Origin of the sequence: Actinoplanes sp. NPDC023936, from assembly GCF_040639325.1 — a bacterium.
Taxonomy (GTDB): Bacteria; Actinomycetota; Actinomycetes; order Mycobacteriales; family Micromonosporaceae; genus Actinoplanes.
In genome coordinates this window covers 1-13,339 of the sequence record NZ_JBEZZR010000028.1, presented here as the reverse complement: position 1 = coordinate 13,339, position 13,339 = coordinate 1, and the positions used below count along the sequence as shown (strand labels likewise).

The 13,339-nt window shown below is 69.9% G+C and carries 11 protein-coding genes; 10 read left to right on the top strand and 1 reads right to left on the bottom strand.

The features are described 5' to 3' along the window. Window positions 1-8: 8 nt before the first annotated feature. Window positions 9-1,028, bottom strand: coding sequence for an SAM-dependent methyltransferase (locus AB0F72_RS29130; RefSeq protein ID WP_360437437.1), 1,020 nt, complete (start codon window positions 1,026-1,028; stop codon window positions 9-11). A gap of 286 nt (window positions 1,029-1,314) precedes the next feature. Between AB0F72_RS29130 and AB0F72_RS29125 the strand changes: the two genes are divergently transcribed. The 10 genes from AB0F72_RS29125 (at window position 1,315) to AB0F72_RS29080 (ending at window position 13,144) form a co-directional block, all read left to right on the top strand. Further along, window positions 1,315-2,196, top strand: coding sequence for a Rossmann-like and DUF2520 domain-containing protein (locus tag AB0F72_RS29125; protein WP_360437434.1), 882 nt, complete (start codon window positions 1,315-1,317; stop codon window positions 2,194-2,196). Further along, window positions 2,193-3,026 carry a pantoate--beta-alanine ligase gene (panC, locus tag AB0F72_RS29120; protein ID WP_360437431.1) on the top strand — a complete coding sequence of 278 codons (834 nt, stop codon included), beginning with the start codon at window positions 2,193-2,195 and terminating at the stop codon, window positions 3,024-3,026. Before AB0F72_RS29125 ends, panC begins: the two co-directional genes overlap by 4 nt. Beyond that, window positions 3,027-3,455: an aspartate 1-decarboxylase gene (gene panD, locus AB0F72_RS29115; RefSeq protein WP_360437428.1), complete on the top strand. Its 429-nt coding sequence runs from the start codon at window positions 3,027-3,029 to the stop codon at window positions 3,453-3,455. A gap of 165 nt (window positions 3,456-3,620) precedes the next feature. Then, window positions 3,621-4,502, top strand: a complete 882-nt coding sequence (locus AB0F72_RS29110; RefSeq protein ID WP_360437699.1) for a septum formation family protein — start codon at window positions 3,621-3,623, stop codon at window positions 4,500-4,502. Window positions 4,503-4,564: 62 nt separating this feature from the next. Further along, entirely contained in the window at window positions 4,565-6,247 is a 1,683-nt protein-coding gene (locus AB0F72_RS29105; protein WP_360437425.1) for an L-aspartate oxidase, read from the top strand. A 55-nt stretch (window positions 6,248-6,302) separates the two neighbouring features. Then, window positions 6,303-7,160, top strand: coding sequence for a carboxylating nicotinate-nucleotide diphosphorylase (nadC, locus tag AB0F72_RS29100; protein WP_360437421.1), 858 nt, complete (start codon window positions 6,303-6,305; stop codon window positions 7,158-7,160). A gap of 129 nt (window positions 7,161-7,289) precedes the next feature. Next, the gene (locus tag AB0F72_RS29095; RefSeq protein WP_360437418.1) at window positions 7,290-8,048 is read left to right on the top strand and encodes a type III pantothenate kinase; all 759 of its coding nucleotides are present in this window, start codon (window positions 7,290-7,292) and stop codon (window positions 8,046-8,048) included. A gap of 56 nt (window positions 8,049-8,104) precedes the next feature. Then, window positions 8,105-9,613 carry a lysine--tRNA ligase gene (lysS, locus tag AB0F72_RS29090; protein ID WP_360437415.1) on the top strand — a complete coding sequence of 503 codons (1,509 nt, stop codon included), beginning with the start codon at window positions 8,105-8,107 and terminating at the stop codon, window positions 9,611-9,613. 103 nt (window positions 9,614-9,716) lie between these two features. Next, window positions 9,717-10,073, top strand: a complete 357-nt coding sequence (locus AB0F72_RS29085) for an Lsr2 family protein (protein ID WP_014447873.1) — start codon at window positions 9,717-9,719, stop codon at window positions 10,071-10,073. A gap of 548 nt (window positions 10,074-10,621) precedes the next feature. Continuing rightward, window positions 10,622-13,144 carry an ATP-dependent Clp protease ATP-binding subunit gene (locus AB0F72_RS29080; protein ID WP_360437411.1) on the top strand — a complete coding sequence of 841 codons (2,523 nt, stop codon included), beginning with the start codon at window positions 10,622-10,624 and terminating at the stop codon, window positions 13,142-13,144. Window positions 13,145-13,339: the final 195 nt, after the last annotated feature.

Here is a 13,339-nt window from a genome sequence, read left to right as displayed (position 1 = left end):
GATGGCCTTCAGTCCGTTTTGCGGGTGGCGGGTGGGGCGGTCGGATGGCACGGCTGCATCGTCCCACGGATGTCCACGCCCACCTCGTGCCACAGCCACCAGTGCGCGCCGAGCCCGCTCGGGTCGATCAACTCGGCGGCGCTGCCGGCCGCGGAGAGGGACCGGAGATAGGCCGCCGGGTCGGTGCGGGCCAGATCCAGCGGTGGCCGGGCGCCGTCGACGCCGAGCGCTTTCAGCGCCTCACGCTGGCGGATCATCGTGTACGGGTGACCGGCCGCCACCGCCACCGCGTCCATCGCGACATGGGCCGTCACGTCGCAGCTGCCGTCCGGGACCGGTGGCACCTGGCGGCCGCCGCGATAACCGGTGAGGCTGCCGAGCGCGGGCCGGTCGCCGCGCCGGTGCCCGTAGTCGACACAGAGCGCCACCCCGCGGCGGACCGCGGCGACCGCGTCCGCCCAGGCGGCGTCCCGCGGCCAGCCGATCTCGATCCGGCCCGGGCCGGTCCACCAGCGGCTCAGCCAGAAGAGGTCGGCCGCGTCGGCCGGTGCGCCGAGCGTCTCGGCGCCGGTCCGGCGGTCGACGAGCACCTTGCGGGGCGTGCCGTGCTCGTCGGTCTCGACCACGTCGAGCGGGACGTTGTCGAGCCACTCGGTGGCGATCATCAACCCGGTCACCCGGTCCGGGGTGTCGCGGCGCCAGGAGATGCGCGGGTCCAGGCCGGGCGGCCGTGGCGCGATCTCGACGGCGATCGGGCGGACCCGTCCGGCGAGACCGGCGGGGAGCGTCGCGAGCAGGGTGCTGAGCAGTTCGCCGCGACCGGCGCCGACGTCGACCAGGTCGAACGTCTCCGGCCGGCCCAGCGCCTCGTCGATCCGTTCGACGAGGCGCAGCAGCGCTCCGGCGAAGAGCGGCGAGGCGTGCACGCTGGTGCGGAAGTGCCCGGCCGGCCCGGCGTCGTCACGCACGAAGAAGCCGTCGCTGCCGTAGAGCGCCGCCCGCATCGCCAGCCGCCACCCGATGGACATACCGCCAGCCTAAGCCCCGCCGCCGGCCGCCGCGCGACGCCGACGCCGAGGAGCCCTGACAGCCAGCCGGTCCGGCTGGTCCGGCTGGTCCGGCTGGCGTTGAGTGTGGAGCCGGGCGTGCTGGCGGCCGGCTGGTCCGGCTGGCGCTCAGTGCCGTGGCGGGGTGGCCGATACAGCACGTGGAAGCGAGCCGGTGCGGTTTGCCACAGGTGGTTGCTACGGGCGTGTTAATTCGGCGCATACTTCTCGCACGACCGGTACCCCGACTCGAGGACTGGATCCACAGATGAACGCTTTGACCGTCGGCGTCGTCGGCGCCGGCCGGGTGGGCGCCGTTCTGGGCGCCGCACTCACCGCGGCCGGGCACCGCGTGGTGGCCGCCGCCGCCGTCTCCAGCGCTTCCCGCGAACGAGCCGCCCGCCTGCTGCCGGACGCCGCGATCCTGCCCGCCGACGAGGTCGCGCGGGCCGGTAGCGACCTGCTGCTGCTCGCCGTTCCGGACGACGCCCTGCCCGAGATGATCGCCGGCCTGGACCGGACCGGCGCCCTGCGCCCCGGCCAGGTGGTGGCACATACCTCAGGGGCTCACGGACTCGCCGTTCTGGGCGATGTGAACGGCATGGCCCTGCATCCCGCGATGACCTTCACCGGCGCGGACACCGACCTGGACCGGCTGCCCGGCATCGCCTGGGGCGTGACCACCCGCGACCGGGCGTTCGCCACCCGGCTCGTGGCCGACCTGGGCGGCGTGCCGGAGTGGGTGGCCGAGGACGCCCGGCCGCTCTACCACGCGGCCCTCGCGCACGGGGCGAACCACCTTGTCACGCTCGTCAACGAGGCCTCCGACCTGCTGCGCGCGGCCGGCGTCGGCCGGCCCGGCCGGGTGCTGGAGCCGCTGCTGACCGCGGCGCTCGACAACGCTCTGCGGATGGGTGACGCGGCGCTGACCGGTCCGGTCTCCCGGGGTGACGCCGGCACGGTCGCCAAGCACCTCGATCGGATGCCGGTGGACGCGGTTCCGGCGTACCTGGCGATGGCCCGGCGCACCGCGGACCGGGCGATCGCTTCCGGCCGGCTGCGCCCGCACGACGCGGCCGCGCTGCTCGACGTCCTGTCCCGGGCCGACGCGGCTCGCGTGAAGAACGTGAAGAGCGGGAGTGTCGCGTGACCACGCTGGTGCACACCCGGGCCGAGCTGGCCGCTGAGCTGGACCGGGCGCCCGGAGAGATCGCGGTCGTGATGACCATGGGGGCGCTGCACGAGGGTCACCGGCAGCTGATGCGGGTGGCGCGCGAGCGGTCGGCGTTCGTGGTGGTGACGATCTTCGTGAACCCGCTGCAGTTCGGGCCGGGCGAGGACTTCGAGAAGTACCCGCGCACCCTGGATGACGACGTCGCGGCCTGCGCGGCGGAGGGCGTCACGGTGGTGTTCGCGCCGAGCCGGGACGACGTCTATCCGGGTGGCCCGCCGTCGATCACGATGCATCCGGGCCCGCTCGGCGAGATCTTGGAAGGCGCGAGCCGGCCGGGACACTTCTCCGGCATGCTCACCGTGGTCCAGAAACTGCTGATGCTGACGCGCGCCGACGTGGCGTACTTCGGGGAGAAGGACTTCCAGCAGCTCGCGCTGATCCGCCGGATGGCGCGTGACCTTGAGCTGGGCGTGGAGATCGTGGGCGTTCCGACCGTACGGGAAAGCGACGGTCTTGCCCTTTCCAGCCGAAACCGATACCTCTCCGCCGAGCAACGCGTGTCGGCGCTGGCGCTCTCTCGCGCTCTGCGCGAGGGCGCCGCGCAGAGCGACCCCGAGTCGGTTCTGGCCGCGGCGAACAAGATCTTGGCGGAGGAGCCCGGGGTACGGGTGGACTACCTGGCTCTCACCGGTGCGGACCTGGGCGCCGCGCCGGAGGAGGGCGAAGCTCGCCTGCTGGTGGCTGCCAAGGTCGGCAGCACCCGGCTCATCGACAACGTTCCGCTCCAGCTCCGGAAGGACTCCTGAATGCTGCGCACCATGCTCAAGTCGAAGATCCACCGGGCCACCGTGACCCAGGCCGACCTCCACTACGTCGGTTCGGTCACGATCGACGAGGATCTGCTCGACGCGGCCGACCTGATCCCCGGGGAGCAGGTGGCGATCGTGGACGTGACGAACGGCGCGCGCCTGGAGACCTATGTGATCCCGGGTGAGCGGGGCAGCGGCGTGATCGGCATCAACGGCGCGGCCGCGCACCTGGTGCACCCCGGCGACCTGGTCATCCTGATCTCTTACGGTCAGATGTCGACCGAGGAGGCGAAGGAGTACCAGCCGCGGGTGGTGCACGTGGACGCGTCCAACAAGGTCATCGAGCTGGGCGCCGACCCGGCCGAGGCAGTCCCCGGGATGGCCGGCGACCTGGTGCGGGGTGACCTGACGCTGGCCCGCGGCTGAGTCGCGTGGGCGCTTTGTAGCGCTCTGCGGCGGGAACTTCCCGGAACGCCGCCGGTATCCGTACAGATCGTCATACGATCGATAAATCGGACACCGGCGGCGGACGTGGGAGGCGGGTTCATGCGACACCGGCGGCGGACCCGAGGAGGCGCCGGGGTGGCCGCGATGACCGTGGCGGTGCTGCTCGCCGCCGGTTGCGGTGGCAGCGGCGACATCGACGGCGATCTCACCAACAACTGGGGCGCGATGGCCGCGGCCACCAGCTTCGTGCCGGTGGCCGGGACGTGTCATCTGTCGAACTTCGCCGTCTCCGGCCCGCGGTCCACCTATGAGGAGGCGGACTGCGAGGTGCTGCACCGCACCGAGACGGTGTTCGTCGGCGCGTACACCGGTGCGGCAGCCGAGTCCGGTGAGCCGCCGGCCGAGAGCTCGTCCGCAGCCAAGGCCGCCTATCGGACCTGCGACGACAAGACCACCGAGTACGTGGGCGGGCCGTGGCGCAACGCCCGGCTCTGGATCGGCGTCACCGACCCCTCACCGGCGGCCTGGAGCGGCGGCGCGCGGTGGTTCCGCTGCGAGGTGGTGGAACTCGACTCGATCGAGGACGACGGCGCCCTGGTCCAGCGTAAGGGCACGCTGCGCAACGCCCTCTCCACCGAGGGATCCGACCTCGAACTCGGCTGTTACGCCATCGGCCTGGACGGCGGCGGGGCGATCAAGACGATGCCGGCCGCCGGGTGCGCCGAGAAGCACAACGCCGAGTTCGCCGGAGTGTGGGAGGCGCCGGCCGAAGCGGCGTACCCGAAGCGGGACGCGACGTGGGACGAGTTCCACGACGGCTGCCGGACCGTGGTGGCGAAGTACGTCGACGTGCCGGACGACGCCGACCTGCGCTATCGGACCGGGGTGGTGTCGCTGCCCGGCAACGCCGACGTGTGGGCGCAGGGCGATCACAGCGTCCGCTGTTACCTGTGGCTCGACGGCGCGGAGCTGACGAGCTCGCTGGAGGGCAAGGGACCGAAAGCCCTTCCTGTCCAGTACAAGTAACCGTGACCACTGATGGTGCCCCCGCCGCGACGGATCCGAGCGGGCGGAGTGTACTGGGACACATGTCACCTCTCGCGGATCTACCGGCGCTGCCACGCCGGCTCGCGGCTGCCGAGCCGGGCTGGACCGAGACCACCGACGTCGTCGTGGTCGGTTCCGGGATCGCCGGCCTGACCGCCGCCCTGCACCTGCGCGAACAGGGCCTGCACGTCACGGTCGTGACCAAGGTGAACATCGACGACGGCTCCACGCGCTGGGCGCAGGGCGGGATCGCCGCCGTGCTGGACCCGCTGGACACGCCGCAGGCCCACGCGTACGACACCGAGATCGCCGGCGTCGGCCTCTGCGACCCGGAAGCGGTCCGGGTGCTGGTCGAGGAGGGCCCGGCCCGGATCCGGGAGCTGATCCGCCGGGGCGCCGAGTTCGACCGCAACCCGGACGGCTCGCTGATGCTGACCCGCGAGGGCGGCCACCGCGCCGACCGGATCGTGCACGCCGGCGGCGACGCGACCGGCGCCGAGGTGCAGCGGGCGCTGCACCAGGCGGTGCACCGCGACCCATGGATCCGCCTGGTCGAGCACGCGCTCGTGCTGGACCTGCTGCGCGCCGCCGACGGCCGGGCCTGCGGACTCACCCTGCACGTGCTCGGCGAGGGCAGTGAGGACGGCGTCGGCGCGATCCTGGCCCGGGCCGTGGTGCTGGCCACCGGCGGGATGGGCCAGATCTACTCGTCCACCACGAACCCGTCGGTCTCCACCGGCGACGGCGTGGCGCTCGCGCTGCGGGCCGGCGCGGTCGTCACCGACGTCGAGTTCGTGCAGTTCCACCCCACCTCGTTCGTCTCCGGTCAGGCCAACTCCGCGGATGACGCCTCAGGGCTCCCGCAGTTGAGCTCGGCGCAGCGGCCGCTGATCTCGGAGGCGCTGCGGGGCGAGGGGGCGTACCTGGTCGACGAGGCCGGCGAGCGGTTCATGGTGGGGCAGCACGAGCTCGCCGAGCTGGCGCCCCGGGACGTGGTCGCCAAGGGCATCTACCGGGTGCTGCGGGCCACCGGGGCGGACCACGTCTACCTGGACGCGCGGCACCTCGGCAAGGACTTCCTGGAGCACCGGTTCCCGACCATCATGGCGTCCACCCGGGCCGCCGGCGTGGACCCGGCCACCGAGCTGATCCCGGTCGCCCCGGCCGCGCACTACGCCTCCGGCGGGGTCCGCACCGACCTGCACGGCCGCACCAGCATCCCCGGCCTGTACGCCTGCGGTGAGGTCGCCTGCACCGGTGTGCACGGCGCCAACCGGCTGGCCAGCAACTCCCTGCTCGAAGGTCTGGTCTTCGCCAAGCGGATCGCCGACGACATCGGCCGGGACCTGCCGGAACAGGCCGAGCCGGTACGGTCCGACGCGGGCCCGGCCTGGGTCACCGACCCGGCGACCCGTCCCGAGCTGCAGCGGGCCATGACCCGGGGGGCCGGCGTGCTGCGCTCGGCCGACTCGCTGGCCGGCGCGGCCAAGGAGCTGAGCCGCCTGTCCGAGCAGCGCTCCCGGCCGAACACCGCGGCGTGGGAGGCGACGAACCTGCTCACGATCGCGTCGGTGCTCGTGGCCAACGCGCAGTCGCGCCGGGAGACGCGTGGCTGCCACTGGCGCGAGGACCACCCGACCGCCGCCGACGAGTGGCGCGGCCACCTGCTCAACGCCGTCGGAGCCGACGGACACCTGACCCAGAAGTTCGAGGAGATGGCGTGATCGACTGCACCGCGGCGAAGCAAGGGCCGGGAGAGCACGCCCGAGGAGGAACAGCGTGACGCTTCCCGGAATAGACCTGGCCGAGCTGCAGCGGATCGTCTTCACGGCGCTCGGCGAGGACCTCGGCGACCCGCCCCGCGACGTGACGAGCGAGGCCACCATCCCGGCCGGCCAGATCGGCATCGCCGAGCTCGTCGCCCGCGCCGACGGCGTGGTGGCCGGACTGCTGGTGGCGGCGGAGGTCTTCGCCGTCACCTCGTCCGGCACGGCGACGTTCGAGCAGTTGGCGAACGACGGCGACCGGGTGCGCCGGGGCGACGTGCTGGCCCGGGTCACCGGGCCGACCCGGGCGCTGCTGACCGCCGAGCGGACCGCCCTGAACCTGATCAGCCGGATGTCCGGCGTCGCGACGCACACCCGCAAGTGGGCCGAGGTCCTGGAGGGCACCGGCGCGACGGTGCTGGACACCCGCAAGACCACGCCCGGCCTGCGGGCGCTGGAGAAGTACGCGGTACGGGTCGGCGGTGGCACCAACAAGCGGATGGGCCTCTACGACGTCGCGATGATCAAGGACAACCACAAGCTGGCGGCCGGCAGCATCACCGCCGCCTACCAGCTGGTGCGCCAGACCTTCCCGGACGTGGCGGTGCAGGTCGAGGTGACCACGCTGGACGAGGCCCGGGAGGCGGTCGCGGCCGGCGCGACGTTCCTGCTCTGCGACAACATGCGGCCGGAGCTGCTCACCGAGGTGGTGGCCGCGGTCGGTGCTCAGGCCGAACTCGAGGCGACCGGGAACCTGACGCTGGAGACCGCCGCCGCGTACGCCGCGACCGGGGTGAACTATCTGTCGGTCGGCGGGCTGACCCACTCGTCGCCGATTCTGGACATCGCACTGGACCTGCGCCCGCGCTGAGCAGTGGGTGCCGGTCACAGGTCACGGCGGGCCATGGGCACCGGTGCGCCACGGGACGGTCCCGGTGCGGTCGGGTGAGGTGTGGCGCGTACAAAATGAAGGTCTTGATTTTGATTCTTAGGGGCCATCGTGCTGCTGTGCATTGACATCGGTAACACCAACACCGTGCTGGCCACCTTCGACGGCGACAAGCTCGTGCACAACTGGCGGATCAAGACCGACGCCGCATCGACCGCCGACGAACTGGGTCTGATGTTCCGCGGGCTGCTGGCCGGGGACGCGGTCGAGATCACCGGGGTGGCCGCGTGCTCGACGGTTCCGGCCGCGCTGCGCAACCTGCGCACCATGCTGAAGCGCTATTACGGCGAGGTGCCCAGCGTGATCGTGGAGCCGGGCGTGAAGACCGGTGTGCAGCTGGCGATCGACAACCCCAAGGAGGTCGGCTCCGACCGGGTGGTCAACACGCTCGCGGCGCACGCGCTCTACGGCGGGCCGTCGATAGTCGTCGATTTCGGCACCACCACCAACTTCGACCTGATCAGCGCGAAGGGTGAGTTCCTCGGTGGCGCGTTCGCGCCCGGCATCGAGATCTCCTTCGACGCGCTCGCGGCCCGTGCCGCCCAGCTGCGCAAGGTCGAGCCGACCAGACCGAAATCGGTCATCGGCAAGAACACCGTGGAATGTCTGCAGGCCGGGCTCTACTTCGGCTTCGCCGGGCAGGTGGACCGGATCGTGGAGCGGATGATCGAGGAGATCGGCCCGGTCAAGGCGGTGATCGCGACCGGCGGCCTGGCCTGGCTGGTCAAGGACGAGTGCCGGACCATCACCGCGCACGAGCCGATGATCACGCTGATCGGGCTGCGGATGGTATATGAGCGGAACGTCTGAGCAGCGCTGAGTACGCTTTCCAGGTCTTTGATGAGAATCCAGCAGGAAGTCGAGCCGTGACCGAGCAGAACACGCCAGCAGTGGACCCCGCCGAGGACCTTCCCGAGCAGATGCGGGTCCGCCGGGCGAAGCGCGACAGGCTGCTGGCCGAGGGCGTCCCGCCGTACCCGGTGAACGTGCCCCGGACCGCCGAGCTCGCGGAGGTCCGCGCCAAGTACGCGGATCTGCCCACCGACACCGCCAGCGGTGACACGGTGTCGGTCACCGGACGGGTGATCTTCGTGCGGAACGGCGGCAAGCTCTGCTTCGCCACGCTGCGGGCCGGTGACGGCACCGAGCTGCAGGCGATGCTCTCGCTGGACAAGGTCGGCGCCGACGCGCTGGAGGAGTGGAAGAAGGTCGTCGACCTCGGTGACCTGGTCGCGGTCACCGGTGAAGTGATCACCAGTCGCCGTGGCGAGCTTTCCGTGCTCGCCGATTCGTGGACGATGAGCGCCAAGTCGCTGCGCCCGCTTCCGGTGGCGCACAAGCCGCTTTCCGAGGAGACCCGGGTGCGGCAGCGTTATGTCGATCTCATCGTCCGGCCGCAGGCACGCGACGTGGTGCGGACTCGTGCCACGGTGGTCCGCAGCCTGCGTGAGTCACTGTTCCGCCGCAATTTCCTCGAGGTGGAAACACCCATGTTGCAGTTGCTGCACGGGGGCGCGGCGGCCCGGCCGTTTGTGACTCACAGCAACGCACTGGACACCGATCTTTATCTGCGGATCGCCCCGGAACTCTTTTTGAAGCGTGCCGTGGTCGGCGGCATCGAGCGGGTCTTCGAGATCAACCGCAACTTCCGGAATGAGGGCATGGACTCCACGCACTCTCCGGAGTTCGCCATGCTCGAGGCGTATCAGGCGTATGCCGACTACAACGTCATGCAGCAGCAGGTGCGGCAGTGGATTCAGGAGGCCGCGACCGCCGTCTCCGGATCGCACGTGGTCACCCACGCCGACGGCACCGAGGTCGACCTGGGCGGCGAATGGGCGGAGATCACCCTCTTCGGCGCCGTCTCCGAGGCGCTCGGCGAGGAGGTCACCATCGGCACCGACCTCGCCCAGCTGCAGCGGTACGCGGAAAAGGTCCAGCTCGGCGTGGACCCCAAGTGGAGCGCCGGCAAGCTCGCCGAGGAACTCTTCGAGCACCTCGTGCAGCACAAGCTGCAGCAGCCGACGTTCGTCCGGGACTACCCGGAGGAGACCGCGCCGCTCACCGCGCCGCACCGCTCCATTCCGGGACTGACCGAGAAGTGGGACCTCTACGTCGCCGGATTCGAGCTCGCCACCGCGTACTCGGAACTCGTCGACCCGGTCGTCCAGCGCGAACGGCTGCACGCGCAGTCGCTGCTCGCCGCCGGTGGCGACGCCGAGGCGATGCAGCTGGACGAGGATTTCCTGCGTGCCATGGAGTACGGAATGCCGCCTACCGGTGGCATGGGAATGGGAATCGACCGGCTGTTGATGGCGCTCACCGGCCTTGGCATTCGGGAAACGATCCTCTTCCCCTTGGTCCGGCCGGAGTAGCCGCTCGGCATTATTGCCCCCGCCATTGACGGCCGATACGCCCCTGGCGTTATTGTCTTCCCATTGCTGGGGAGAGAACCTGTGTTCGGGAGGATAACGGCGCGTGGCCAAGCAGATCATTCACAAGCTGGTCGATGACCTCGACAACGGTGACGCCGACGAGACCGTGAAGTTTGCGCTCGACGGCATTCAGTATGAGATCGACCTGTCCGAGAAGAACGCCGCGAAATTGCGGGAGGTCTTCGAGCCCTTCGTCAAAGCCGGCACCCGGGTCGCCCGCGGTGGTGTCGTGGTCGGTGGCCGGGCGGCGCGTGGTCGTGGCGGCGCCACCGCCGACCGCGAGCAGAACAAGGCGATCCGCGAGTGGGCCAAGAAGGCGGGGAAGGACATCTCCGACCGGGGCCGGATCCCGCAGGAGATCGTGGACGAGTTCCACTCGAAAGGACCCGGACGGGCCTGAAACGGCCGTCCGGGTCTCACCCTCGCCTTCGGCATCGCTAGTGGCTGAGCTTGGTGGCTGAGCTTGGTGGGTTTGGCCGGGCTTGGTGTGGCTGGGCTTGGTGGGCTTGGCTGAGCTTGGTGTGGCTGGGCTTGGTGGGTTGGCTGGGCTTGGTGTGGCTGGGCTTGGTGGGCTTGGCTGGGCTTGGGTTTGGGTGGGGGTCGGTGGCTGGGCTTCCTGGCGCTCACGGGCGCGCTGATCATGTGATCAGCGCGCCCTTCGGCGTTCTGTCCCCAAGTTATCCACAGGCAGGTGCCTAGTTGTCCACAGGCTGTGGATGCCCGCGATTTCGCTGTACGCGTACACGTTCGGGTGGGGGAACAGCCGTTGAGCGTGCGAAGTTGGCTAAATCAACGTCGCGGATCGTTTCGAAGGGTCACGAGGACCCAGCGGAGCGCGTCAGCGGCGATAGAGTTACAGCACGGGCATCACCGATGCCCGTGCGCTGGCCCCGCCACCTGTTGAGACAGGCTCAGCATGGGCGCACGGCACGTGAGGAGCACGAGGGCATGTTCGAGCGGTTCACCGACCGAGCGCGACGGGTTGTCGTCCTGGCCCAAGAAGAGGCCCGGATGCTCAACCACAACTACATCGGTACAGAGCACATCCTCTTGGGTTTGATCCACGAAGGAGAGGGCGTCGCTGCGAAGGCCCTCGAAAGTCTGGGCATCTCCCTCGAAGGTGTACGGCAGCAGGTTGAGGAGATCATCGGCCAGGGCCAGCAGGCGCCGAGCGGGCACATCCCGTTCACGCCGCGAGCCAAGAAGGTCCTGGAGCTCTCGCTGCGCGAGGCGCTTCAGCTCGGCCACAACTACATCGGCACCGAGCACATCCTGCTCGGCCTGATCCGTGAGGGCGAGGGCGTCGCCGCCCAGGTTCTGGTCAAGCTCGGCGCCGACCTGAACCGGGTCCGCCAGCAGGTGATCCAGCTGCTCAGCGGCTACCAGGGCAAGGAGCCGGCCGCCGCCGGCGCCGCGACCGGAGAGGCCGCGCCGTCCACGTCGCTGGTTCTCGACCAGTTCGGCCGCAACCTGACCCAGGCCGCCCGCGAGGGCAAGCTCGACCCGGTCATCGGCCGGGAGAAGGAAATCGAGCGGGTCATGCAGGTGCTCTCCCGCCGCACCAAGAACAACCCGGTTCTGATCGGCGAGCCCGGCGTCGGCAAGACCGCCGTGGTGGAGGGCCTGTCCCAGTCCATCGTCAAGGGCGAGGTGCCCGAGACGCTGAAGGACAAGCAGCTGTACACGCTGGACCTCGGTGCTCTCGTGGCCGGCTCCCGTTACCGCGGTGACTTCGAGGAGCGCCTCAAGAAGGTGCTCAAGGAGATCCGCACCCGCGGCGACATCATCCTCTTCATCGACGAGATCCACACTCTGGTCGGCGCCGGCGCCGCCGAGGGCGCGATCGACGCCGCGTCGATCCTCAAGCCGATGCTGGCCCGCGGTGAGCTGCAGACCATCGGTGCGACCACGCTGGACGAGTACCGCAAGCACCTGGAGAAGGACGCGGCCCTGGAGCGCCGCTTCCAGCCCATCCAGGTCGGCGAGCCGTCGCTGGCGCACACCATCGAGATCCTCAAGGGCCTCCGGGACCGCTACGAGGCGCACCACCGGATCAGCATCACCGACGCGGCTCTGGTCGCGGCCGCGACGCTGGCCGATCGGTACATCTCGGACCGGTTCCTGCCGGACAAGGCGATCGACCTGATCGACGAGGCCGGCGCACGGATGCGCATCCGCCGGATGACCGCGCCGCCGGACCTCCGCGACTTCGACGAGCGCATCGCCCAGGTGCGGCGCGACAAGGAGTCCGCGATCGACGCGCAGGACTTCGAGCGGGCCGCCCAGCTGCGCGACAAGGAGAAGACGCTCCTCAACCAGAAGGCGCAGCGGGAGAAGGAGTGGAAGGCCGGCGACCTGGACGTGGTGTCCGAGGTCGACGACGAGCAGATCGCCGAGGTCCTCGGCAACTGGACCGGCATCCCGGTCTACAAGCTGACCGAGGAGGAGACCTCGCGTCTGCTGCGCATGGAGGATGAGCTGCACAAGCGGGTCATCGGCCAGGAGGACGCGGTGCAGGCGGTCTCCAAGGCGATCCGGCGTACGCGTGCCGGCCTGAAGGACCCGAAGCGCCCGAGCGGCTCGTTCATCTTCGCCGGCCCGTCCGGTGTCGGTAAGACCGAGCTCTCCAAGGCTCTCGCCGAGTTCCTGTTCGGCTCCGAGGACGCGCTGATCCAGCTCGACATGTCGGAGTTCCACGACCGCTACACGGTGTCCCGCCTCGTCGGTGCCCCTCCCGGTTACGTCGGTTACGACGAGGGCGGCCAGCTGACCGAGAAGGTGCGCCGCAAGCCGTTCTCCGTGGTCCTCTTCGACGAGATCGAGAAGGCCCACCCGGACGTCTTCAACACGCTGCTGCAGATCCTGGAAGACGGTCGCCTGACCGACGGCCAGGGCCGGATCGTGGACTTCAAGAACACGGTCATCATCCTCACCACCAACCTCGGCACGCGCGACGTGGCGAAGGCGGTGTCGCTGGGCTTCCAGGCCTCCGAGGCCGAGGAGTCGTCCTACGAGCGGATGAAGATCAAGGTCAACGACGAGCTGAAGCAGCACTTCCGCCCGGAGTTCCTGAACCGTATCGACGACACCATCGTCTTCCACCAGCTGCGGGAGCAGGAAATCCTGCAGATCGTGGACATCTTCACGGCCCGTATCGAGGGCCAGCTGAAGAACAAGGACATGGGTCTCGAGCTGACCGACAACGCGAAGAAGTACCTGGCGGCCAAGGGCTTCGACCCGGTCCTGGGTGCGCGGCCGCTGCGCCGGACGATCCAGCGCGAGCTGGAGGACACGCTGTCCGAGCAGATCCTCTTCAACGAGCTGCGGCCGGGTCAGATCGTGGTCGTCGACTGCGAGGGGGACCCGGCTCAGGTGGAGAAGGCGAAGCTGGTCTTCCGTGGGGCTGACCGTGGGGTCTCGGTGCCGGATGCGGTGCCGGCTGACCTTGGGGCTGCTACTACCGAGGAGTGAGTTTCTGACGGATCCGGCCCGGCGCCTTTTGGTGCCGGGCCGTTTTCGGTTTTGCGCGTCGCTTGCCCTGGGGGTGGGCGCCAGCGGGGCGGTTTTGGGGCGGGGGAGGGCCCACTCCGGGCGGTCAGGCTTGATAACAGCCGGGGGCCGCCCACCAACGGACAGACACACAACTTTAAAAAATAACAAGAGTCA

What these genes read in the sequence shown, in the direction of transcription:
- AB0F72_RS29130 (WP_360437437.1), bottom strand. Translation starts at nt 1,028, where the DNA reads ATGTCCATCGGGTGGCGGCTGGCGATGCGGGCGGCGCTCTACGGCAGC.
- AB0F72_RS29125 (WP_360437434.1), top strand. Translation starts at nt 1,315, where the DNA reads ATGAACGCTTTGACCGTCGGCGTCGTCGGCGCCGGCCGGGTGGGCGCC.
- panD (WP_360437428.1), top strand. Translation starts at nt 3,027, where the DNA reads ATGCTGCGCACCATGCTCAAGTCGAAGATCCACCGGGCCACCGTGACC.
- AB0F72_RS29110 (WP_360437699.1), top strand. Translation starts at nt 3,621, where the DNA reads ATGACCGTGGCGGTGCTGCTCGCCGCCGGTTGCGGTGGCAGCGGCGAC.
- AB0F72_RS29105 (WP_360437425.1), top strand. Translation starts at nt 4,565, where the DNA reads ATGTCACCTCTCGCGGATCTACCGGCGCTGCCACGCCGGCTCGCGGCT.
- AB0F72_RS29080 (WP_360437411.1), top strand. Translation starts at nt 10,622, where the DNA reads ATGTTCGAGCGGTTCACCGACCGAGCGCGACGGGTTGTCGTCCTGGCC.